Raw genomic sequence first — 21,243 nt, 5'->3', positions numbered from 1 at the left:
TGATAAGGCTTTTCTTATCAGCGAAGCTCTATACAGTAACATATTATTCCCTATAGTATATTCACCTGTATAAAAAACGTTTTCACACATTCTATTTTTGTAATTTTATTTCGGCAACTAGTCTATACTTTGGCGTTTCCTTAACGTGAGATTCATACAAAGTAATCGTATCTGCTCGAAATGATGTTACGGGTAAATCTTTTACATTTGTCAGATCAAATACTTTTTCTCCTACCCATTTACGAGCAACAGTAATATGTGGATGATAAGGACGTGTCTCTAGAGAAAAACCATTTTCTTCACAAATTGTATGCACTTGTTTTTGCAACTGAACCAAATCATTATTCCCACTTACCTTGGCCCAAAAAATACGCGGCTCTTCTTCTAGGCCAAACGTTGAAAATTCTTGTAACGTGAACGATAGTTCTTTTGTTTCTGTAAGTATTTGTAATCCATTCTTTATTCCTTCTAATTGTTCCTCTGTCGCACTTCCTAAAAATGAAAGTGTAATATGATAGTCTTCTTCATGTACCCACGAGCGAAATGGTAATTCATCCTTCATTTCCTCTTTATAATTAGAGAGCACTTCTTTTATATGACGTGGTAAAGTTACTGCGACAAAATAATGCGGCACCATCTACATCGTCTCCTTTATGTTATTGTTGCTTTTCTTGCTTATATCATTCAGCTAAAAAGAATCCGCCCTCTAAAGTAGAGAGCGGTCATTATTTACATATCTTTTATTTCGCTAATTCATGAATTGCTTGCGCATAAATCGCTGTTGCTTTTAATAAATCTTCAATTTCAATGTACTCGTCTTTTTGATGCGCAAGTTCTTCTTTTCCTGGGAATAACGGGCCAAATGCAACGCCAGCTTTCAATGAACGAGCATAAGTACCACCGCCAATTGCTAACAATTCAGCTTTTTCACCCGTTTGTTCTTCATATACGCGTTGCAAAGTACGAATTAACGTATGATCTTTGTCAACGTGATGCGGGCGAGAGTTAGAATAATCCGCTACTTCAAATCCATGAGTACCAACATATTTTTTTAACTTTGCAATCGTTTCTTCAAAGTTAGTCGTAACTGGATAGCGTACATTTAATCCTAAATTACCACCGTTTTCTTGCGAGTAAGACAGGCGACCAACATTCACTGTTAACGGGCCGCTAATATCGTCTTTATAAGAAATACCTGCTTTTTCTCCAATAATATCACCTGTAAATGTTTCTGTTACAAACGATGCAAAGGAAGCCCCTTTTCCATCAAGAGAAACTTTCGTTAAGCAGTTTGCCAATAATAAACCTGCATTTTCTCCCTTTTCTGGAGTAGATCCGTGAGCTGAAATCCCTTTGATTTGCAACGTCACCGTATTTCCTTCTACAATTGCTTTACCTATTTTTTTAGCAGTTTGTAAATACTCTTCATATGCTACTGTAAGTGCATTTACATTTTCTCCTGTAATAACTGCTTCTGCAAAATCAGGAACCATATTTAAACGACGACCTGACTCAAATGAAATAAGCTTAAATGTGCCTTCTTTCTCTTCGCTACCATTTTGCACAACTTGTATGTCAGAAATTCCTTTTTCCGCATTAATAATTGGAAAATCTGCATCCGGCGCAAAACCGATTGTTGGCATTTCTTCATTTTTAAAATAATGATCTACACACTTCCAATTGCTTTCCTCATCTGTTCCTAAAATCATACGAACACGTTTTGAAAGAGGTAAGCCTAATTCTTTAACGATTTTCATCGCATAATAAGCTGCCATCGTCGGCCCTTTATCATCAATTGCACCGCGTGCAAAAATCTTCCCGTCACGAATATCCGCACTATACGCAGGAGTTGTCCAGCCATCTCCTTCTGGTACAACATCAACGTGACAAAGAATACCTACTAATTCTTCTCCTTGTCCCATTTCAAGATGACCTGCATATCCTTCTAAATTTTTAGAAGCGAAACCTTCTGCTTCTCCTTTATGTAACATGAAAGATAAAGCTTTTTCTACACCTTCACCAAATGGTGCGCCCTCTTTCGCAGATTCTTCTTCCCATACACTTTTAATTTGCAAAAATTGTTGTGTATCAAGAATTAAATCATCTTTTCGTTTTGTAACTTCTTCTGTCCAATTAATCGTTGACATCACGCATCCATCCTTCACTATATTGTCTCTTTCATCATAGCAAACGAAAATCTCTTATGCCATACATGAAAACCTAATAACGAACAATTTTAACATTTCAGATATTTCTTATTAGTTTTTCTTTTATTTTCTCAAAAAAATTTGCAGGAATTTGGCGTTTTACGTAGAAATTTATGAGTTAGTTGACTGACCAAATATACAATGTCAACTTCCAATATTTTTCTATATGAATCTTTGTTAAACTTTTGTAAAATTTAAGTAGATTAAAGCATGAATTTTATCATGTAGAGTACAATGGTAGTAACGACCTTCTTTCCTGAATGGGGTCAAAAAAACTGGTAGAGGAGTGGTTTTCTCTTGAAACCTACAACTACTCGTATGCTAACACGCATTAAATCAATTTATATGTACATCAATGAAAACGGTACGGTAACAACGAAAGACCTTGTAGATGAGTTCGGGATCACACCGCGAACGATACAACGTGATCTAAATGTGTTGCAGTTTAATGAACTCGTGTATAGCCCTTGCCGCGGCAAGTGGACAACGACAGGAAAGAAAGTGAGAATGACCTCATAACAAAAAATAATTGTATGTAAATAAATACATACCCCTTTCTAACTCATTAGAAAGGGGTCTTTTCTATGCTCTGAAATTGGTGTTACTTTTCGTTATCTACTTGATATGTTTTTAACATTTCTACTTCTTCATCTGTTAATTCACGATATTGCCCAAGTTCTAACTCTTCATCTAGCACTAAAGGTCCCATCTCTGTTCTCTTTAAATACACTACTTTTTTACCTACTGCTTCAAACATACGCTTCACTTGATGGAATTTTCCTTCTGTAATCACGAGCTCAATTTCAGAAATATCATCACTCTTTAAAATTGTAAGTTCGCCTGGCTTCGTTTCATAGCCATCTTCTAAAATAACACCTTTAGCGAATTCTTTTACATCCTCTTCCGTTACAACTCCTGAAACGTGTGCATAGTATTTTTTCGGCACATGCTTTTTCGGAGATAATAGTTGATGCGTTAACTTCCCATCATTTGTGATTAATAAGAAACCTTCTGTATCAATATCGAGCCTTCCAACAGGGAATGGATCGAAAATCGCATCTTCTAATTCTAATAAATCTATTACTGTTTCGTGGTTATCATCTTCTGTCGCTGAAATAACACCTTGTGGTTTATGCATCATTAAATAAACAAACTCTTTATATTCCACAACTTCACCGTGAATCATAACCTCTTGCTCTTCTATATTCACATGAAACTTCGCATCTTTCACTGGCGTTCCATCAATTTTCACAACGCCGTCTTTCAGTAATTTCTTTACTTCTTTTCTACTTCCGTGTCCCATATTCGCTAATAATTTATCTAATCTCATGTTCTTCACCTTCTTTATTTATCATAGAAAAGGGGACGTATTTACGCCCCTTTTGATTTCAACTTTATTTTGAATCTACTACCAAGTTTACGCTGGATTTTCTCTAAAGCTTCTCCGCCAAATACTCTTTCTAGTACTCCTGTGCGAATCGCTAACAATCCGTAAACAAGACCACCAATACCTGCACAAATCGCAACTGTAATAAGAGCACCAATACGGCCATCAGGCGAAATCATGAAGGATAGAAGCCATTGTGATAGTTTTACAGCAATAACCATTACAAGTGTTAATACTGCAATTTGGAATGTTCTCTTATATACAACACCAAATGAATAGTGTGCGTGTTTTTTGATTTGTCTATTCGTATACCATACGGAAGCTAAGAAACCGACTGCAGTAGCTAAAATCGCCCCAACTGTACCGAAATAACGAATAAAGATTACGTTACATACAAATTTCAAAATAACACCCATCACAAGCGCAATAACCGCATGTTTCTGCTTGTTAATCCCTTGCAAGATAGCTGCTGTTACTGTGAATAAAGCGAATAACAATGCAACTGGTGCATACCACATTAATACTTGTCCACCTAGTGGATCTGAATCGTAGAAAGCAGTGTAAATTGGATATGCAAGTGTAGAAATACCGATAACTGCTGGCAATGTTAAAAACATATTCGCCTGGAATGTTTGTGTAATTTGTAATTTTAAATAACGGTATTGCTTTTCAGTAAACGATTTTGTAATCGCTGGTACGAGCGTTAAACTAAACGCTGTTGCAAGTGATACTGGAATCATAATTAATTTATGCGTCCACATCGTGAAAATACCAAGCGCTCGCTCTGCGATATCCCCTTGACCAATCGCCTGCATAATAGAGTTAAATGTCAATGTATCAATTTGTTGGTATAAAGGAATTGTTAATCCAATTACAACGTAAGGAATTGCATATGCAAACAACTCTTTAAACAATTGAGCGGTACTTACCGTTGATTCTGGTACAGTTTGCTCAATTAAATATTGATCCAAATATTTTTTACGTTTTAACCAGTACCAAATTAATACGCCAAGTGCTCCAACTGCTGAAACGAATGCAGCGAATGTCGCAACACCAACTGCCGTTGCTACTGTACCGCCAAGCACTTTAATAACGATGAAACTACCCGCTAATAAAAAGACGATACGAATAATTTGCTCAATAATTTGTGAAACCGTAGTCGGTCCCATCGATTGGTGGCCTTGGAAATAACCACGAATCAAACTTGCTGCCGGCACAACAATAAGCGCAAAACTTACGAGGCGAATAATCGTCGTAACTTCTTCTATCTTATTTTGTAAACTTTGTTTACCAAGCATTGCTTCTGCAAATAATGGTGCGGTCATGTACAGTACTAAGAAGGAAAGAACTCCTGTTACTATCATCATAACCATTCCCGAGCGGAACATTCTCCGGCTCGTTTTATAATCTCCGAGTGCATTATATTTGGAAACAAACTTCGAAACAGCAAGCGGCACCCCTGCCGTTGCGATACTTAAAAATATCGTATATGGAATGTATCCATATGTATAGAGCGTTCCGCCTTCTGTGCCTACTAATGCATGAAACGGAAAGACGTAAATCATGCCTAAGAACTTTACTAAAAATGTCCCTAACGTCACAATAAGCGTTCCGCGCAGAAATTTTGAATCGGACATACAAAAATCCTCCTACATCTACATAAAGTGAAACTATAATCAGTGGGAGACTCTCCTCCTACTAACCATTCGAGCATTTACAGGCCGCTTTAACTCCCCTTTACTTCTCTTAAATCTTAAGGTAGTAGTCTTATTGCCCATAAATAGCAGGATAATGCTGAACTCTAACTTTTGTATTGTACCACAATTCTCCTCTTAAGCAGTACTTCACTCTATTTTTCTTTTAAGGGAAAACATGCTATTCTTTTAGGCAGGAAATGTAGAAAATGAGGTCGATATATTATGCATTATGATGTTATTGTCATCGGCGGCGGTCCTTCAGGGCTAATGGCTGCAATCGGTGCTGCTGAAGAAGGCGCAAGCGTCTTACTTCTTGATAAAGGAAATAAACTAGGACGTAAACTTGCGATTTCTGGTGGTGGTCGTTGTAACGTAACGAACCGTCTACCACTTGATGAAATCGTTAAACATATACCTGGAAATGGTCGCTTCTTATACAGTGCTTTTTCTATTTTCAGTAATGAAGATATTATTACATTCTTCGAAAATCTCGGTGTAAAACTGAAAGAAGAGGATCATGGCCGCATGTTCCCAGTATCAAATAAAGCGCAATCTGTTGTAGATGCACTGTTAACACGATTAAAAGACTTAGGTGTAAAAATACGTACGAACACACCTGTTGAAACGATTGAATATGAAAATGGTCAAACGAAGGCTGTTATTCTACAAACAGGCGAAGTGTTAGAAACGAATCACGTCGTTATCGCTGTTGGCGGAAAATCTGTTCCTCAAACTGGTTCTACTGGAGACGGATACGCTTGGGCTGAAAAAGCTGGGCATACAATTACAGAACTTTTCCCAACAGAAGTACCAATCCTTTCAAACGAACCGTTTATTCGTGACCGCACATTACAAGGTCTTGCTTTACGAGATGTAAACTTAAGTGTATTAAACCCGAAAGGAAAAGTTATCATTTCTCATAAAATGGACATGCTCTTCACTCACTTCGGCCTATCTGGTCCTGCTGCTCTTCGCTGTAGCCAATTCGTTGTGAAAGCGATGAAAAAGTTTAAAACGAACACAGTGCACATGAGTATCGATGCATTGCCAGAAGAAAATAGTGAGCAACTGTTCCAGCGCATGCTGAAACAAATGAAAGAAGATCCGAAAAAAGGAATTAAAAACGTTTTAAAAGGCTATGTTCCTGAACGTTACTTCCTATTCTTATTAGAAAAAAATGAAATTGACGGTAGCGAACAAGCTGGACAAGTTTCTCATGAGAAGATTCGCGCACTTGTGAAAGACTTTAAAGAATTTACCGTCCATGTAAATGGTACGCAGTCAATTGAAAAAGCATTCGTTACTGGCGGAGGGGTATCCGTTAAAGAAATTAACCCGAAAGAAATGGCTTCGAAATTCACGAATGGTTTATACTTCTGCGGAGAAGTTCTTGATATTCACGGTTATACTGGCGGCTATAACATTACATCTGCCCTTGTTACTGGTCGAATTGCCGGAACAACAGCAGGACAAAATGCGAAAATGCAATACTAAAAAAAGAAACAGGGACTCCTGTTTCTTTTTTTATAGGCGCATGAAATTATATCGGCGATACTTTAAATATATCGACCGTTTCTTCAAAAATATCCCTTCCTCCTAACTTCCCATTGCTTTTTTGTTGCTTTATATACCTTAGTACCTTTATATTTTATATTGTTGAATATTCGAAAAAGGGTAAGGGGAAAACAAATGAGAAAAAAAGTCATGATGTCTTTAATGCTAATGACGTTTCTTTCTGCGGTAGAAGGAACGATTGTTAGTACAGCGATCCCTCGTATAACGAGTGATTTGTCAGGCGTCGAACTTGTTAGTTGGGTATATGCAATCTATATGCTTGCAACAGCTGTTTCGACTCCAATATACGGAAAGCTAGCTGATTTATTCGGCCGTAAAAAAGTTCTGCTCATCGGAGCAACAATCTTCTTAATCGGTTCTGCACTTTGCGGAGTCGTTACATCAATGGAACAATTAATCTTCTTCCGTGCTCTTCAAGGTATAGGGGCTGGTGCTGTTATGCCGATCACAATGACGATTATTGGAGACCTATATAGCGAAGCGAAAGACCGCGCGAAAGCACAAGGCTGGATGAGTGCCGTTTGGGGTGTATCTGGTGTTATTGGGCCGTTAGTAGGTGGATTTTTAGTTGATTCTCTTTCTTGGCGCTATATTTTCTTCTTAAACGTTCCTTTTGGAATTATCGCTTGCTTAATGTTTGCCACTTCTTATAAGGAATCTGTTAAGTCCGCCGCTAAGCAACATATCGACTATCTTGGTGCGACAGTTTTCTCATTAAGTACAATCGCTCTGCTATACGCATTATTAACAGGTAGCAGTAAGCAAAACTGGGGAGACATTTCAATTATCGGCCTATTAATCTTTGCCGCTGTTTCATTCATTATTTTCTTATACATCGAGAAAAAATCTCCGGAACCATTAATTCCGCTAGCACTTTTCTCTAACCGTACATTATCTACAATAAACATACTAACACTTATTGCTGGCGCAATGATTATTAGTATTACAGTGTATCTTCCAATTTGGAGCCAAGGTGTTTTAGGAAAAAATGCGACAGAGGCTGGACTCATTTTAATGCCGATTCCTGTTATGTGGACATTCGGTGCGATGTTCTCCGGTAACTTAGTTGGCAAGTTACAAACGAAACAAATTATTTTACTTGGAGCTAGCATTTTATCCGTTGCTACTTTCTTATTATTTACATTATCAACAGATTCACCATCATTCCTTATTTATGTTGCAGTCGGATTATTCGGCTTAGGAATGGGGCTTGTTACACCAATTTACATGGTAACAATTCAAGCAGCTGTACCGGCTCATACGCGCGGAACGGCAGTTGGTTTAAACACATTTATTAATACATTTAGTCAAACACTAGGAGCTGCAATCTTCGGAACGATCTTCAATACGATGATTCATGCACGTGGCATTAAAAACCTTGATCTTGTTTCTTCTGGCGGACATGGAGGAGCTACAGCAAACGTAGTAACCGAGTCACAATCCGCATTAGCATCAAGTGTACACGTCATTTATACGAGCACTTTCGTATTAGCGGTATTCACATTAATTATCGCTTGGATCCTATTAAAGCCAGCTAAACAAACAAGTGAACAATAAAAAGAGGATGACCATTTCGGTCATCCTCTTTGCATAAAATCTACTCTTCATTCTCCACAATATGTTTAAGCACGGACAATTTATTATCCCAAAATCGTTCATAATACGAGAGCCACTGCTGTAATTCCTCTAATGGTTCTGGATGCAAACGGTATATCTTTTCTCTCCCGCTCTTTCTCCCACTCACTAAATTCGCTTCTGAAAGAATATGAAGATGCTTTACAACTGCAGTACGGCTCATCGGAAAATGATCCGTTATTTTTGAAATTGGTAACTCTTTATCACTTAATAACCGCAACACTTCTCGGCGGGTTGGATCAGCAATTGCTTGAAATACGTCATATTTCGCTGCTGACGAGGACATTTAACCTTCGACAACCTTTTTCAGTTTTTCATTTACAATCGCTACCCAGCCACCATTCATTCTATCGCGAATAATAGAGCTCTTCGCATTTGCTTTCGGAAGAATTTCATCAGGATGTTTCCAGCCGCCGTGAATTAACGTGAATTCTGTTTTATCTCCTAAGTCTTTCAAAATGAATGAAACAATCCAACCATCTGTATCCCATGAGAAAGATAAATGATTTGGTTCATCAATCTCTAACACCTTACATGGTGATGGTCCAAAAGGTGATTGCACATGAAACTCATGTCCTACCTCTAATTCGAAATCATTTGGCATAAACCATGACGCAATTCCTTCTGCAGTTGATACTACATTCCATACTTTTTGAATAGGCGCGTCAAAAACGATTGTTTGTTTAATATCATTTAATGTATTTTGTTGTTCCATTTTATATCTCCTTTATTCGGCATCAAAATATGACACCTTTTGGTTTCACATTAACAATATAACACCTTTTGGTTTCATGTCAAGAAAGGCTCTTTTTCACTGTTGAGAAATTCTCAACATTTTTTCAACAGGACAAACACCCTCTCAGCATTCCTTCATAATATACTCACAAAGGCAATGAAAAATAGAAAATTCCCTCAATATGAAACTCTATCACTCCTATTGAGAGAAGCGCCTAACTTATCTCATCTGTACTTCGTCTCTCCTCCTTCCCTCGGGGACAATACGCGAGATATGTAAAACTAGAAGGAGTATGCCCGCCATTTGGGTAGGTAGTTATTTCTCTTCTCCTCAACATTTCCTTAGGAGCGAAATGACTACCGACCCACTTTTTTTAACAAAAATAAAAAGGAGATGAAAGCTATGTTCTATTGCATTAACTGTTCTGAAATTCACCATGAAAAACATCCAAATGATAAAGTATTCAAAAATGGTTTTTATATTGATCCATTTTTAGGTGATCGTTATCACCTCGGTATGTGCACTGATGCTCAGGAGCATGAAACAGGAGAAGTTTTTTTAACGAAAAAGAAAATCGGCGCAACACAATCTATTATGAATATTTTACCGACACATGTTGTCCCAACATAAAGCATAAAAAAGAGCTGGCTCCCCAGCTCTTTTTTATGCTTTATAAACAATCATCGCTGAAAAACAATAAATTTGATTTTCATCATCGTTAATTGAAACACCAACTTGATACTTTATATCTACAAAATTTCCATCATCAATTTTTTTCAAAAATACATTTACAGATTCTTCTAAGTCTTTTTCATGACTTTCATCAAACACTTTCACACGAATCATGTTAACACCATCCTAGATCGCAGCCCTCCGCCGCTTGTTTATTGCCACGGTGCGTATCTATGATGCGATAAAACTTTCCATCTTCATATATATATCCGTCTTCTAACACATATTGTTTATCTTCAGTATAGACATAAAACTTACCTATCATAAACTTACTCGTATATAATTCCAAATAATCTTGCCTAAATTTAGCTACAACTTTATTTGTAATATCAATTCTAATTGTGCGCCCCACCTTCTCTCCCTCCCTTGCAAAGAACGGATTTAGGTATATTGTATTAGCGATTTTATATTTTATGCTTAAAAATAAGTGGATATGCCTTCTTTCTGCGCCTGTACTATTTTTCTAAAAAAATCCCCCCTATTTATTCAACGTTATAAGAGCAAAAAAACAAATTAAAAAACGACTTTTATATATTGACTACAGCATATCAGATGTGATATTATATAAAATTTGACATTTTTATCCTAGTATGTTATCATTAAAAGTGGTTACCACATATGGAGGTGGATGATTTGTTTCAAATTGGTGATAAAATCGTTTATCCAATGCACGGTGCAGGAATCATCGAAGCAATTGAAGAGAAAGAAATATTAGGCACTACGCGTCAATATTGTGTTATACGCATCATTAGTAAAGATATGCAAGTAATGCTTCCGATGAATCAACTACAAAAATCAGGTATACGTTATATCGTCGATAAAGGTACGTTAGATGGTATACTTCTTGAATTTCATCATGGGGAATCAGACCCATCACTCTCTTGGAAACAAAGATATACAATGAATATGGAAAAAATGAAGAACGGCAATCTTCAAGATAGTGCAGAAGTTGTTCGTGATTTACTTCGTCGCAATAAAGAAAGAGCATTAAATGCGAGCGAAAAACAAATGCTAGATAATGCGCGTAAAATGGTTATTAGTGAAGTTGCGCTCGTACAGAATGTTTCAGAACATCAAGCAACAGAATTTCTTCAAGATACAATCAATCATTAATTTTAAAAATAGCCGACCGCTATTTTTTTTTGCAAAAAAGGACAAAGAGATAAAACTCTTTGTCCTTTTCATATTACCCACGCCCAGCTTGGAATGATGGGTATAAAGTCATTCCACCATCTGCAAATAACGTAATTCCAGTTACGTAACTCGCCTCTGATGAAGCGAGCCAAGTTGCTACTGCTGCGATTTCTTCAGGTTTTCCAATGTAGCCCATCGGAATCATACTTTCTACGTCAGCACGCTGCTTTGGATCAGCAAACTTTTCAGCATTAATTGGCGTATTAATTGCACCTGGTCCAATATTATTTACTCGAATACCTTTCGGTGCATATTCTAACGCTAACGTTTCTGTCATAAGTTTAATACCGCCCTTACTTGCCGCATAGTGCACGAATAATGGCCACGGAATTTTCTCATGAACACTAGACATATTAATGACAGATCCTTTAATATCATTTTCCACAAAATATTTAATCGCTTCACGGCTCCCTAAAAAAGCACCCGTTAAATTTGTATTGATTACTTTATTCCAATCCTCTAACGGCATTTCGTGCGATGGGACTGCGTTTTCTATCCCTGCATTATTAATCATAACGTCGAGCGTACCAAATTCTTTCACAGCAGATTGAATGAGATTCACAACATCCGATTCAATCGTGACATCCCCTTTTACAGCAATCGCTTCTCCGCCTAATTTTTTAATTTCTTCTAACACATCATTTGCTTCTGACTCTCGTGAGCGATAATTAATAACAACTTTCGCCTTCTCCTTAGCAAATCGTACCCCCATCGCTCTTCCGAGACCCGTTGCTGACCCTGTAATAACGACAACTTTCCCTTCTAAATCGCTATACATTTCAATACCTCCTTTAACTTTTTGCAATACCTAGCATAATTCCGGCTGCGATAATAAAAACGATACCAACGACAATCCCTATTAATTGACGCTTCGTTTTTCTTTCACCTAATATAAGAATCCCGCCAAGCGTCGAAATAATAATGCCCATTTGTGAAAGTGAAAAACTTGTTGCAACTCCGACGCGCGGCTGCGAAATGAATAAAAACATATTTCCAGCTGCCCAAATTAATCCTGGAATAATATTTCGTATCGCATATTTATTAAATGGATGATGTTTAAACGTAAGTAAAATGCCTCCTAACACCATACCGACTGCTTGCGGTAATAAAGCAGACCAACCATCTACGTTAAATAACCTAATAACTACTACATAAACTAAATAACCGACCGTTGAAATTAATAAAATAATAATTCCTTTTTTGAAATTCCCTGCTTGCTCTGCATTCTTTTCTTCTTTACTTTGAAGTGATGTTAAAACAACCCCGATAATAATACAAACGAGCGCCAAAACTCCAAGGACAACTGATATTGTCGTCGACCATTCATGAAATACAATAACGCCAAATAAAGTCGTCGCAACTAATTGAAGTCCCGTTGAAATTGGCATCGTTCTGGAAACACCCATTAAATCAATACTTTTCAGTTGATTCGCCTGACCAAGCGCCCAAAATAAACCTGACACAATTCCAACTCCAATAACGGTAGGCGTTAATACTGGCTTCACAAAAATATAAACAACAATCGCAAAAATAAGCGCACCGAACGTTGTACCGAGCGTTTGACTATACGGTCCCCCGCCCAGTTTCACGTTAAATAGCACAATGCTTCCCCAAAATATAGCTGGTAAAATCGCTAAAAGTATATCCATCGCTCATTACCTTTCTTTACTAAATGTCATCAGTTACTGCTCTACACCATTAGAGTGTGCCTTCATTTTTTCCTTCGCACGTGCGCAAACCTTTTCTGCAATCGCACCAGAAACATTTTTTTCTCGCTCTACTTTTTTTATTTTTATTTGATCCAAATAATCTTCTAAAGTGAGTGTAATACGATCGTTCGGCGGATTATGTGCCCCTTGAAATGTAAGAAATTGTATCGTAACTGCAAATTTAGGAATAAACTCATCTTTCTTCCCTATGCGCTTTATGTTTGTAACGGATTCACATTCATGTTGATCTTCTGTCACTTGCCTTATAACCGAGTAATATCGATTCAGTAACGCACTTTCTAAAAGCTGTTCCGTCGATTCTTTTGCCAAAGAATTGCTTGGAGAAAAGAAAAAAACAGAACATATCATTGAAATCATTACACATATCTTTTTCATAACTTCCTCCTTTTCCTATAAGATAGTGTTCTCAAAACTTCCATAAAAAAACGACTTTACCTATTTAGGAAAGTCGTTTTTTATAGCACAAATCCAATATTAACCACCACTCACTGGTGGTATTAGTGCAACTACATCACCAGATTGTATCGTATCATCTTCATTTGCATACTCTTCATTAATCGCAACCATAATTGGCGCTGACACTGGTACATTATATTCTTTCGCAACAATATCTTTTAACTCTGCAACCGTAATATTTTCTCTCTCTATTTGTAATTCACTCGTTCCTGCTTCTTCTTGCAAGTTCGCAAATAACAATACTCGAATCATATTTATAACTCCTTCCCAGGCTCTCCTGCTGGATATGGTGTTTTTTCTAATTGATCACCAATCCATGAGTCACCATCTTCCCAAAACTCCTTTTTCCAAATCGGAACAATTTGCTTAATACGCTCCATAATATATTCATTCGCTTCATAAGCCTCTTTGCGATGAGGCGTTGACACAGCAACAACAACCGCTATATCAGAAATTTGCAGCGTGCCGATGCGATGCGTAATCGCAACATGTGTACCGGGCCACTTCTCCTTCACTTCTGACCCAATTTTCTGTAGCATCTTTTCTGCCATCGTCTTATAAGCTACATACTCTAAGTATAGTGTACGACGCCCTTTCGTAAACTCCCTAACTGTTCCGATAAATGTTGTGACAGCACCACATTCACGGCGAACTACTTTCTTTGCCACCTCTTCAATCGAGATTTCTGTATCAATTACTTCATAATACGTATTTATCATTTTGCACCCCTAACCGTTTGTAAAAACCAGTCTATATACAATTTTTCTTCTGTTATATGAAATACTTTATATTCTTCTCGTACATTTGACGGAGCATCATACCACATAATAACCGCCGCTATATTTTCTACTTTATGTAAAAGTTCAGCGTCTTCCGCAGAACGAAGTAACACTATTTTTGGATATTCCTCAGCTTTATAGCCCTCTATTAAAATCGTATCCACTTCAAAAAATTCGTACAAGCGGATAATTTCTTGCAAGGACCATTCATCTCGCAAAGAGGACAGAGATAGTAATCCAGCGCCTTCTACACTACTTACTACAGCACCAGCTTTTCGGTGTCTTTCACTATCTTTTTGTGCTACTTCAGGAAAGCCCCCGTGACCATGATGTTTAATTGTAGCAACCTTCATTTCTCTTTCAGCTAATGCATGTACCATTTTCTCTACAAGTGTTGTTTTCCCGCTATTTTGATACCCTACTATTTGTAAGATTGAAGAGGCTTTGCCCACGGCCAATCACTTCCCTCAGAGCATTCTAACAATAATACAGATACTTTCATTCCTGCTTCAAACCCTCTCGTTCCTCCAGGCAGCACAATAAAAGCATTTGCATCCGCAAGTGAAGAGACCGCACTCGATTTATCTAAACCAACTGGCGCCGCTTGTAGTGCCCCATTAACAATGCTCGCTTTCGCTCTTACAAAACGAGTAAACGGATTTGGTTTCGGAAAATCTTTTTGCAAAATAGCATCAGCTCTATATGCGTGAGGATCCTTCGCATGCAAATACGTTTTTATAATTGGATGCACTAATAATTCGAAACCTACATAACAAGCTGACGGATTACCTGATAAACCGAAGAGTAGCTTTCCATCAACTTCAGCTACTGTCGTTACACTCCCCGGCCTCATCGCTATTTTATTAAAGAGTACATTCGCCTGTAACCTTTCATAAATAGCTGGTAAATAGTCGTAATCCCCTACTGAAACACCGCCCGTTGTAATTAAAATATCAACCTCATCCATCGCTGATTTAACGGCTGTAAAACATGTGTCTAACTCATCGGCAAGTTGTCCATAGTAACGAACTTTTCCGCCAGCTTTCATAATTTGAGCGGCAATCATATAAGAGTTACTATTTCTAATTTTCCCTGGCTCTAACGCCTCATGCACTTCTAATAATTCGCTGCCTGTCGTTACAATACCGACAACCGGCTGTTTTACAACTTTCACAGTGCTATATCCAAACGTCGCTAATAATGCGGCAACACCCGGATTAATTACAACACCTTTCTTAACAAGGACTTGATTTTGTTTTATATCTTCTCCTTTAAATGACACATTGTCACCGTTTTGGAAAGGACGTTTTAACTTCATATATGTACTTTCGTTCCTCTCGAATCCTTCCGTCAGTTCTAGCATTACGACTGCATTGCAATCTTCTGGAATAGCTGCTCCTGTCATAATACGAACCGCCTGAAAAGCCCCTACTTCTTCTGTAAAAACAGATCCTGCTCCGATTTCTCCTATTACTTCAAATTCAACCGGCTGCTCTTGACTCGCTTCCTTCGTATCTTCTGCTCGAATTGCGAAACCATCGTAAGGAGAACGATCAAAGTGAGGAACGTCGTGATCTGAGACAACATCCTCTCCAAGAATCCTCCCGTAACTTTCTGTAATAGAAACTTCTTCTACTTCACCATGCTTAGCGTATTTCATAACCCGCTCTACTGCCTCAGCAACTTGAATCGGGATTCGTTTTTCTACCATTGTTTCTCACCTCATATTTGCAAAATATCTAATCTCGATTACACTTTATATATTAAATCGCAATTACTTCAAGGAGGAATTCCATGTCTTCATTCACACATTTCAACGACCAAGGACGCGCTAAAATGGTTGATATAAGTGATAAAAAAATAACCGTTCGAACAGCAATAGCATGCTCTAGCATTCTCGTTACGAAAGAGATTTTTGATAAAATCTCTCACAATGAAATTGGTAAAGGTGACGTATTAGCCGTCGCACAAATCGCAGGTATTATGGCTGCAAAACGTACTTCTGATATTATCCCAATGTGCCATCCTTTATTATTAAAAGGTGTTGACGTCTCTTTCGATTGGAAACAGTCAGAAGAACAATATCGACTACTTATTGAAGTAAAAGTTAAAACAGAAGGTAGTACCGGCGTTGAGATGGAAGCTTTAACAGCCGCTTCCGCTACCGCTCTTACTGTATATGACATGTGTAAAGCCGTTGATAAGGGTATGATTATTGGCGAAACGTACTTACTTGAAAAAACGGGCGGAAAAAATGGAGATTATATTAGAAATTCTTAATCCTACCTTTTCCATTTGAACCTAAAGGATCTCCCTTTAGGTTCAACCTATATATCTTGTATATAGTCGTTTCGCAACATTCATATCATTCGTACCATGAATAAACGCCCTACCATCTGTAAATAAAACAAAACGATATTCTTCCACTGGAAATGATAATAAATATGGCGTTGCTTTTACATCCACACTTTTTTGTAAGCGCTTTTTAATTTCTTCTAAATTAAAACCCTGACGCACACCTGGACGGATTTGAACTGTATTTCGCCCACATAATACTTCTGTTTTCGTTTGTGCTTCAAATGTTAAACTCGGATATGTACGTAACTTTCCACAAGATAAACATGTATCCTTTTTCTGCCTATTCACTTTAAATGCCATCTGTTGATTATTCCAAAGATCAAATGATAGCATCGTTTCACGAAGTGCCTCAAAATCTTCTACTAATATTTTCAGGGCTTCCGTTATTTGATGTGCAACTACTAATTGCACTGCTGGCTGTATAATACCGGCCGTATCACATGTCGCTCCGCTCGCCGGATGTTCCATTAAACATCGAAAACACGGCGTTTTTCCTGGCAAGATTGTATAAGTTACTCCGTAACTTCCAACACACCCTCCGTATATCCACGGAACGTTATACATCTGGGATATATCATTAATAAGAAGGCGCGTTTCAAAATTATCCGTCGCATCTAATATTAAATCTACACCTTTAATTAACTCTTCCATTTCTTGCACTGTTACATCAGTCACAACCGGTACAATTTCTACTTCGGAATTAATTGCCTTTAAATGTTCTGCTGCTGCTATCGCTTTCGGCTTATAATGCTTTGCATCTTCTTCTGTATATAATTGTTGCCTTTGTAAATTACTCCATTCTACATAATCACGATCAGCAATTGTTATTTTTCCAACACCTGCTCTAACAATCGCTTCTGCATTCGCTGCTCCGAGCGCACCAGCACCGATGACGAGCACGTGCTTCTCTCTTATTTTCCGCTGCCCTTCTTCCCCAACACCAGAAAATAACATTTGTCTTGAATATCGCTCTTGCATACGACATCCCCCTTTCTTATCCTCCTATATAAGACATTTCAATTTTCGGACGATTTTTCGCGCTTTCTTCTGTCCGTTCATCTGAATATCTATCTTTTCTATTCCCCCATATACCTTGTATAACATTTAACAAATCATCATCTGAAAGATTTTCTCTAAGAAGTTTCCTTAAATCCATTCCTTCTGTCGCAAACAGGCAAGTATAAAACTTTCCATCTGCTGAAATTCTTGCTCTCGTACAAGAAGAACAAAATGACTCAGAAACAGAGGTAATAAAACCAACCTCTACATTTGTTCCAACGTATCGATACCGCTTCGCAACCTCCCCAAAATAATGAGCTTCAGCTGGCTCAATTGGATACACCCCATGAATCATATCAATTAATTCTCGTTTCATAATAACTTGATCAAAATTCCATCCATTCGTACTGCCAACATCCATAAACTCAATAAATCTAAGTGAAATTCCTTGTTCTTTAAAATACGCAGCAACCGGAAGTACTTGATGATCGTTCATCCCTTTTTTCACAACCATATTTACCTTCACTTCAAGGCCTGCTTCTTTCGCTGCCATAATTCCTTTTAACACTGGCTTCGTATTCATATTCCGGCCATTAATTGCGCGGAACACATTATCATCTATCGCATCCAAACTAACATTTACTCGGTGTAACCCAGCTTCTTTTAACGCCTTCGCTTGCTTCGTTAAATGAATCGCATTTGTCGTTAATCCTATATCTACTAAACCGTCAATTTTCACGAGACGTTCGATAAGTTTTGTTAAATCCTTACGGAGCAATGGCTCACCGCCAGTAAGTCTAATTTTCCGTACACCGATGCTAACAAATACTTTTGCTAATCGCTCGATTTCATCAAATGTCAGTAAAAACTCCTCTTTCAAAAAAGCATAATCAGGACCAAACACTTCCGCTGGCATACAATACGTACACCGTAAATTACAACGATCAATGACAGAGATGCGCAAATCTTGAAGTGGACGTCCGAAAAAATCTTTAACCTTCTCCTGCATCGCCACTCTCCCTTTCTGCCAAATTTATATCTATCTTCATTCTATTATAATATATTTTTGAACCGCGATGTTTTTGCTCAAGTGAATAAAGTGAAACTTTAATCAGTGGGATTTTGTCTATCCCCCATTGATTATTAGCCCGTACCAATCGTACTTTTACGGCCGACTCCCACCTACCAAATTTTGAAGTGGAAGCCTTACTGCCCGCAAATAGCGGTATAAAAAACCTTGAAACATAAAAGTTCCAAGGTTTTCTGCTTATTAACTTAATCTAATAATAGTTAGAGTAGCCCCTGGCGTTGTCGTAGATAATGTAGCTACTGCAAGTAACCCAAATAATTGTAAACTAATAGCAGATCCGGCGGCTAAATTGCTAATAATTGTTGCATTAAATGAGCCTGTAGCCACTGCCGGTGAATTTATTGTTCCTGCTAGCGGACTTCCATTTACAGTTATACGCGAACTTACAAGTAAAGCTGCCGTTATATTAATTGTATAGGCTATATAATAATTACCTGCATTTGTAACGGTAAACACAGTATTCCCACCACTAACTGTTATTCCCGGTCCAATATTTTGATTGTTCGGTAATGGTATATTCGTACCGCCTAACAACACGGAAATAGCACTTCCTGAAGTATTATTTGCAAAGGAATACGTTGCAGTTGTACTAACTCCTGTGGTTCCTGTCGCTCCAGTCGCGCCTGTTGGACCCGCTGGACCTTGTAGGCCTTGGATTCCTTGCGAACCCGTTGCTCCCGTGGCCCCTGTCGGACCTTGTGAACCTGTTTCTCCCGTTGGACCTTGTGAGCCTTGAATTCCTTGGGGACCTGTCGCTCCGGTTGCTCCCGTTGGACCTTGTGGGCCTTGAATTCCTTGGGGACCTGTCGCTCCAGTTGCTCCCGTTGGACCTTGGACTCCTTGTGGGCCTTGTGCTCCTGTGGCCCCGGTTGGGCCTTGTGGGCCTTGCAAGCCTTGCACACCTTGTGGACCCGTTGGACCTATTTCTCCTTGCACTCCTTGGATTCCGGTTGGACCTTGTGGGCCGGTCGGACCTTGAACACCTTGTGGACCTTGGATTCCCTGTGGGCCTTGTGCTCCGGTTGCTCCCGTTGCTCCTTGAATTCCTTGGGGACCTTGTGGGCCTTGAATTCCTTGGGGACCTGTTGCACCTTGGATTCCTTGTGGGCCTTGAATTCCTTGGGGACCTTGATCTCCTGTCGCTCCCGTTATACCTTGGATTCCTTGTGGACCTTGAACACCTTGTGGACCCGTTGGACCTATTTCTCCTTGCACTCCTTGAATTCCTTGTGGGCCCTGTAAGCCCGTCACTCCGGTTGCTCCCGTTGCTCCTGTCGTTCCTGCCACTCCAGTTGAGCCTGTCGAACCGGTTGCTCCTGTCGGTCCAGGTGGTCCACCGGATGGACCTGTCACTCCCGCCGGACCTGATGGCCCCGTTGGACCAGTCGGCCCTGCTGGTCCTCCTGATGGACCGGTTACCCCTGTTGGACCGATTACTCCCGTTGGGCCTGTAGTTCCTTCCCCTGTTGCACCGGCTGGCCCCGGTATCCCTTGTATTCCTTGCGGGCCCTGAAGTCCTTCTGGACCTTCTGGGCCTGTTGGTCCCATATCACCCATCGGTCCTTGTATTCCTTGAACTCCTTGTGCTCCCGTTGCTCCTGATGGACCTGGTACTCCTTGTATTCCTTGTGGACCTTGATCACCAGTTGCCCCCGTTGCACCTTGAGGTCCTATAGCCCCCTGTATACCCTGTGGACCTTGATCACCAGTTGCTCCCGTTATCCCTTGAATCCCCTGAACACCTTGGATTCCTTGTTCACCCGTTACTCCCGTCGGACCAGGAATACCTTGAATACCCTGCGGACCTTCTGGGCCTGTTGGGCCAAGCGTCCCTTGGATTCCTTGAATTCCTTGTAAGCCCTGCGCACCTGTTTCTCCTGTACTTCCACTCGGTCCACCTCCAGGACCTGTTGCTCCAGTCGCACCGGTTGGACCAGGAGGTCCTCCTGATGGACCGGTTACCCCTGTTGAACCTGTTATTCCTGTCGGGCCTGTAACCCCTTGACCAGTTGCTCCTGTTGTCCCCGTACTTCCACTCGGTCCTTGTGGCCCTTGTATCCCTTGGGCTCCTTGGATTCCCTGAGAACCAGTTACTCCCGGTACCCCTTGCACTCCTTGGATTCCTTGAGGTCCCTCAGGTCCAGTAGCTCCAATCGGACCTTGTAATCCCTGTATTCCCTGTATACCTTGTGCTCCTGTCGCTCCGGTTGGACCAATCGGACCTTGGATCCCTTGCACTCCCTGCACACCTGTTGCTCCCGTATCCCCTACTGGCCCCCTCAATCCCCCCAGGCCCTTGTTGTCCTTCTGGTCCTGTTACACCCATTTGTCCAGCTGGTCCTTGAATTCCTTGCACACCTTGTGCTCCTGTCGGCCCCATCTCCCCCATTGGACCTTGAATTCCTCTTGGTCCTTGAGGGCCAGTCGGACCTTGTGGACCTGTTGGACCTGTAATCCCTATACCTGTAGATCCAGTTGGAACTGGGGGGAAAGTAGGTCCAATAAGTTCTGGTGGAATTCTAAAATTAGAGTTTAACGAATGTTGTTTTCCTTTATTATCACGCTCTTTCACACTTTCACCACCTACAGACCATCTTTTTCACACTAAATAAACCGCTTCTTTTTAATCTATTTACAAAAATAATCTCCAAGACTATTTTTATTTCAA

General features: G+C 39.5%; 23 protein-coding genes and 1 pseudogene. 6 read left to right on the top strand and 18 right to left on the bottom strand.

The window, feature by feature from the left end; translation table 11 throughout:
• Positions 1 to 91: 91 nt before the first annotated feature.
• Both thpR and pepV read right to left on the bottom strand, forming a co-directional pair.
• Positions 92 to 637 (bottom strand): RNA 2',3'-cyclic phosphodiesterase, encoded by a 546-nt coding sequence (thpR, locus tag AC1DTM_RS02685; protein ID WP_016106382.1) that lies wholly within the window; start codon positions 635 to 637, stop codon positions 92 to 94.
• A 103-nt stretch (positions 638 to 740) separates the two neighbouring features.
• Complete coding sequence (gene pepV, locus AC1DTM_RS02680; protein WP_016106383.1) at positions 741 to 2,147, bottom strand: dipeptidase PepV; 1,407 nt, start codon at positions 2,145 to 2,147, stop codon at positions 741 to 743.
• A 357-nt stretch (positions 2,148 to 2,504) separates the two neighbouring features.
• On the opposite strand from pepV, the gene AC1DTM_RS02675 reads away from it, so the two are divergent.
• Positions 2,505 to 2,726, top strand: a complete 222-nt coding sequence (locus tag AC1DTM_RS02675; protein WP_000805512.1) for a DeoR family transcriptional regulator — start codon at positions 2,505 to 2,507, stop codon at positions 2,724 to 2,726.
• An 82-nt stretch (positions 2,727 to 2,808) separates the two neighbouring features.
• Here the strand turns inward: AC1DTM_RS02675 and AC1DTM_RS02670 are convergent, their stop codons facing one another.
• Both AC1DTM_RS02670 and AC1DTM_RS02665 read right to left on the bottom strand, forming a co-directional pair.
• Complete coding sequence (locus AC1DTM_RS02670) at positions 2,809 to 3,537, bottom strand: pseudouridine synthase (protein ID WP_016106384.1); 729 nt, start codon at positions 3,535 to 3,537, stop codon at positions 2,809 to 2,811.
• Between the two features lie 41 nt (positions 3,538 to 3,578).
• Complete coding sequence (locus AC1DTM_RS02665; protein WP_002112344.1) at positions 3,579 to 5,231, bottom strand: putative polysaccharide biosynthesis protein; 1,653 nt, start codon at positions 5,229 to 5,231, stop codon at positions 3,579 to 3,581.
• A gap of 282 nt (positions 5,232 to 5,513) precedes the next feature.
• Between AC1DTM_RS02665 and AC1DTM_RS02660 the strand changes: the two genes are divergently transcribed.
• The gene (locus AC1DTM_RS02660) at positions 5,514 to 6,785 is read left to right on the top strand and encodes a BaiN/RdsA family NAD(P)/FAD-dependent oxidoreductase (protein ID WP_002112345.1); all 1,272 of its coding nucleotides are present in this window, start codon (positions 5,514 to 5,516) and stop codon (positions 6,783 to 6,785) included.
• 195 nt (positions 6,786 to 6,980) lie between these two features.
• A complete protein-coding gene (locus tag AC1DTM_RS02655; protein ID WP_016106385.1) occupies positions 6,981 to 8,423 on the top strand; it encodes an MDR family MFS transporter in 1,443 nt (480 codons plus the stop codon).
• 40 nt (positions 8,424 to 8,463) lie between these two features.
• Here the strand turns inward: AC1DTM_RS02655 and AC1DTM_RS02650 are convergent, their stop codons facing one another.
• The gene (locus tag AC1DTM_RS02650; protein WP_002015665.1) at positions 8,464 to 8,787 is read right to left on the bottom strand and encodes an ArsR/SmtB family transcription factor; all 324 of its coding nucleotides are present in this window, start codon (positions 8,785 to 8,787) and stop codon (positions 8,464 to 8,466) included.
• A complete protein-coding gene (locus AC1DTM_RS02645; RefSeq protein ID WP_002160182.1) occupies positions 8,788 to 9,216 on the bottom strand; it encodes an SRPBCC family protein in 429 nt (142 codons plus the stop codon).
• Positions 9,217 to 9,639: 423 nt separating this feature from the next.
• Here AC1DTM_RS02645 and AC1DTM_RS02640 point away from each other — a divergent pair, with 423 nt between their 5' ends.
• A complete protein-coding gene (locus AC1DTM_RS02640; protein WP_002160181.1) occupies positions 9,640 to 9,867 on the top strand; it encodes a DUF3973 domain-containing protein in 228 nt (75 codons plus the stop codon).
• A 33-nt stretch (positions 9,868 to 9,900) separates the two neighbouring features.
• Here the strand turns inward: AC1DTM_RS02640 and AC1DTM_RS02635 are convergent, their stop codons facing one another.
• On the bottom strand, positions 9,901 to 10,083 hold the full coding sequence (locus AC1DTM_RS02635; RefSeq protein ID WP_002160180.1) for a sporulation protein Cse60: 183 nt from the start codon (positions 10,081 to 10,083) through the stop codon (positions 9,901 to 9,903).
• A gap of 1 nt (position 10,084) precedes the next feature.
• Entirely contained in the window at positions 10,085 to 10,321 is a 237-nt protein-coding gene (locus AC1DTM_RS02630) for a DUF2553 family protein (RefSeq protein ID WP_002089059.1), read from the bottom strand.
• Positions 10,322 to 10,587: 266 nt separating this feature from the next.
• Here AC1DTM_RS02630 and AC1DTM_RS02625 point away from each other — a divergent pair, with 266 nt between their 5' ends.
• Positions 10,588 to 11,082, top strand: coding sequence for a CarD family transcriptional regulator (locus AC1DTM_RS02625; protein ID WP_087947353.1), 495 nt, complete (start codon positions 10,588 to 10,590; stop codon positions 11,080 to 11,082).
• A gap of 73 nt (positions 11,083 to 11,155) precedes the next feature.
• Here the strand turns inward: AC1DTM_RS02625 and AC1DTM_RS02620 are convergent, their stop codons facing one another.
• From AC1DTM_RS02620 to AC1DTM_RS02590, 7 genes are all read right to left on the bottom strand, one after another.
• Positions 11,156 to 11,941 carry a glucose 1-dehydrogenase gene (locus AC1DTM_RS02620; RefSeq protein WP_016106386.1) on the bottom strand — a complete coding sequence of 262 codons (786 nt, stop codon included), beginning with the start codon at positions 11,939 to 11,941 and terminating at the stop codon, positions 11,156 to 11,158.
• Between the two features lie 13 nt (positions 11,942 to 11,954).
• Complete coding sequence (gene glcU / locus AC1DTM_RS02615) at positions 11,955 to 12,812, bottom strand: glucose uptake protein GlcU (RefSeq protein ID WP_002199106.1); 858 nt, start codon at positions 12,810 to 12,812, stop codon at positions 11,955 to 11,957.
• A gap of 33 nt (positions 12,813 to 12,845) precedes the next feature.
• Positions 12,846 to 13,268, bottom strand: coding sequence for a DUF3888 domain-containing protein (locus tag AC1DTM_RS02610; protein WP_088099575.1), 423 nt, complete (start codon positions 13,266 to 13,268; stop codon positions 12,846 to 12,848).
• Between the two features lie 99 nt (positions 13,269 to 13,367).
• Positions 13,368 to 13,601: a molybdopterin converting factor subunit 1 gene (moaD, locus tag AC1DTM_RS02605; RefSeq protein ID WP_088099576.1), complete on the bottom strand. Its 234-nt coding sequence runs from the start codon at positions 13,599 to 13,601 to the stop codon at positions 13,368 to 13,370.
• Between the two features lie 2 nt (positions 13,602 to 13,603).
• On the bottom strand, positions 13,604 to 14,068 hold the full coding sequence (gene moaE, locus AC1DTM_RS02600) for a molybdopterin synthase catalytic subunit MoaE (RefSeq protein WP_002112357.1): 465 nt from the start codon (positions 14,066 to 14,068) through the stop codon (positions 13,604 to 13,606).
• On the bottom strand, positions 14,065 to 14,586 hold the full coding sequence (mobB, locus tag AC1DTM_RS02595) for a molybdopterin-guanine dinucleotide biosynthesis protein B (protein ID WP_016106389.1): 522 nt from the start codon (positions 14,584 to 14,586) through the stop codon (positions 14,065 to 14,067). Before mobB ends, moaE begins: the two co-directional genes overlap by 4 nt.
• Positions 14,550 to 15,839, bottom strand: a complete 1,290-nt coding sequence (locus AC1DTM_RS02590) for a molybdopterin molybdotransferase MoeA (protein ID WP_016106390.1) — start codon at positions 15,837 to 15,839, stop codon at positions 14,550 to 14,552. The genes mobB and AC1DTM_RS02590 overlap by 37 nt, the downstream gene beginning before the upstream one ends.
• A gap of 83 nt (positions 15,840 to 15,922) precedes the next feature.
• On the opposite strand from AC1DTM_RS02590, the gene moaC reads away from it, so the two are divergent.
• Positions 15,923 to 16,408 carry a cyclic pyranopterin monophosphate synthase MoaC gene (moaC, locus tag AC1DTM_RS02585; protein ID WP_002112363.1) on the top strand — a complete coding sequence of 162 codons (486 nt, stop codon included), beginning with the start codon at positions 15,923 to 15,925 and terminating at the stop codon, positions 16,406 to 16,408.
• Positions 16,409 to 16,450: 42 nt separating this feature from the next.
• Here the strand turns inward: moaC and AC1DTM_RS02580 are convergent, their stop codons facing one another.
• The 3 genes and pseudogenes from AC1DTM_RS02580 to AC1DTM_RS02570 all read right to left on the bottom strand — a co-directional run bounded on the left by AC1DTM_RS02580 (position 16,451) and on the right by AC1DTM_RS02570 (position 21,147).
• On the bottom strand, positions 16,451 to 17,464 hold the full coding sequence (locus tag AC1DTM_RS02580; protein ID WP_088099580.1) for a molybdopterin-synthase adenylyltransferase MoeB: 1,014 nt from the start codon (positions 17,462 to 17,464) through the stop codon (positions 16,451 to 16,453).
• A 16-nt stretch (positions 17,465 to 17,480) separates the two neighbouring features.
• Positions 17,481 to 18,494, bottom strand: a complete 1,014-nt coding sequence (gene moaA, locus AC1DTM_RS02575; RefSeq protein ID WP_088099581.1) for a GTP 3',8-cyclase MoaA — start codon at positions 18,492 to 18,494, stop codon at positions 17,481 to 17,483.
• A 261-nt stretch (positions 18,495 to 18,755) separates the two neighbouring features.
• Positions 18,756 to 21,147 (bottom strand): annotated as a pseudogene (locus tag AC1DTM_RS02570) (BclA C-terminal domain-containing protein).
• Positions 21,148 to 21,243: the final 96 nt, after the last annotated feature.

This window comes from Bacillus sp. P4_D3, from assembly GCF_056401855.1.
Note: the sequence above shows the minus strand (reverse complement) of the source record. Positions and strands in the feature narration are given on the sequence as shown.

Excerpts from the sequence above, each read along its gene's own strand:
- AC1DTM_RS02655 (WP_016106385.1), top strand. The coding sequence starts at position 6,981 with ATGAGAAAAAAAGTCATGATGTCTTTAATGCTAATGACGTTTCTTTCT.
- moaD (WP_088099576.1), bottom strand. The coding sequence starts at position 13,601 with ATGATTCGAGTATTGTTATTTGCGAACTTGCAAGAAGAAGCAGGAACG.
- AC1DTM_RS02640 (WP_002160181.1), top strand. The coding sequence starts at position 9,640 with ATGTTCTATTGCATTAACTGTTCTGAAATTCACCATGAAAAACATCCA.
- thpR (WP_016106382.1), bottom strand. The coding sequence starts at position 637 with ATGGTGCCGCATTATTTTGTCGCAGTAACTTTACCACGTCATATAAAA.
- glcU (WP_002199106.1), bottom strand. The coding sequence starts at position 12,812 with ATGGATATACTTTTAGCGATTTTACCAGCTATATTTTGGGGAAGCATT.
- AC1DTM_RS02650 (WP_002015665.1), bottom strand. The coding sequence starts at position 8,787 with ATGTCCTCGTCAGCAGCGAAATATGACGTATTTCAAGCAATTGCTGAT.
- AC1DTM_RS02610 (WP_088099575.1), bottom strand. The coding sequence starts at position 13,268 with ATGAAAAAGATATGTGTAATGATTTCAATGATATGTTCTGTTTTTTTC.
- AC1DTM_RS02645 (WP_002160182.1), bottom strand. The coding sequence starts at position 9,216 with ATGGAACAACAAAATACATTAAATGATATTAAACAAACAATCGTTTTT.
- AC1DTM_RS02580 (WP_088099580.1), bottom strand. The coding sequence starts at position 17,464 with ATGCAAGAGCGATATTCAAGACAAATGTTATTTTCTGGTGTTGGGGAA.
- AC1DTM_RS02625 (WP_087947353.1), top strand. The coding sequence starts at position 10,588 with ATGGAGGTGGATGATTTGTTTCAAATTGGTGATAAAATCGTTTATCCA.
- AC1DTM_RS02635 (WP_002160180.1), bottom strand. The coding sequence starts at position 10,083 with ATGATTCGTGTGAAAGTGTTTGATGAAAGTCATGAAAAAGACTTAGAA.
- moaE (WP_002112357.1), bottom strand. The coding sequence starts at position 14,068 with ATGATAAATACGTATTATGAAGTAATTGATACAGAAATCTCGATTGAA.
- AC1DTM_RS02660 (WP_002112345.1), top strand. The coding sequence starts at position 5,514 with ATGCATTATGATGTTATTGTCATCGGCGGCGGTCCTTCAGGGCTAATG.
- AC1DTM_RS02670 (WP_016106384.1), bottom strand. The coding sequence starts at position 3,537 with ATGAGATTAGATAAATTATTAGCGAATATGGGACACGGAAGTAGAAAA.
- AC1DTM_RS02620 (WP_016106386.1), bottom strand. The coding sequence starts at position 11,941 with ATGTATAGCGATTTAGAAGGGAAAGTTGTCGTTATTACAGGGTCAGCA.
- AC1DTM_RS02590 (WP_016106390.1), bottom strand. The coding sequence starts at position 15,839 with ATGGTAGAAAAACGAATCCCGATTCAAGTTGCTGAGGCAGTAGAGCGG.
- pepV (WP_016106383.1), bottom strand. The coding sequence starts at position 2,147 with ATGTCAACGATTAATTGGACAGAAGAAGTTACAAAACGAAAAGATGAT.
- moaA (WP_088099581.1), bottom strand. The coding sequence starts at position 18,494 with ATGCAGGAGAAGGTTAAAGATTTTTTCGGACGTCCACTTCAAGATTTG.
- moaC (WP_002112363.1), top strand. The coding sequence starts at position 15,923 with ATGTCTTCATTCACACATTTCAACGACCAAGGACGCGCTAAAATGGTT.
- AC1DTM_RS02665 (WP_002112344.1), bottom strand. The coding sequence starts at position 5,231 with ATGTCCGATTCAAAATTTCTGCGCGGAACGCTTATTGTGACGTTAGGG.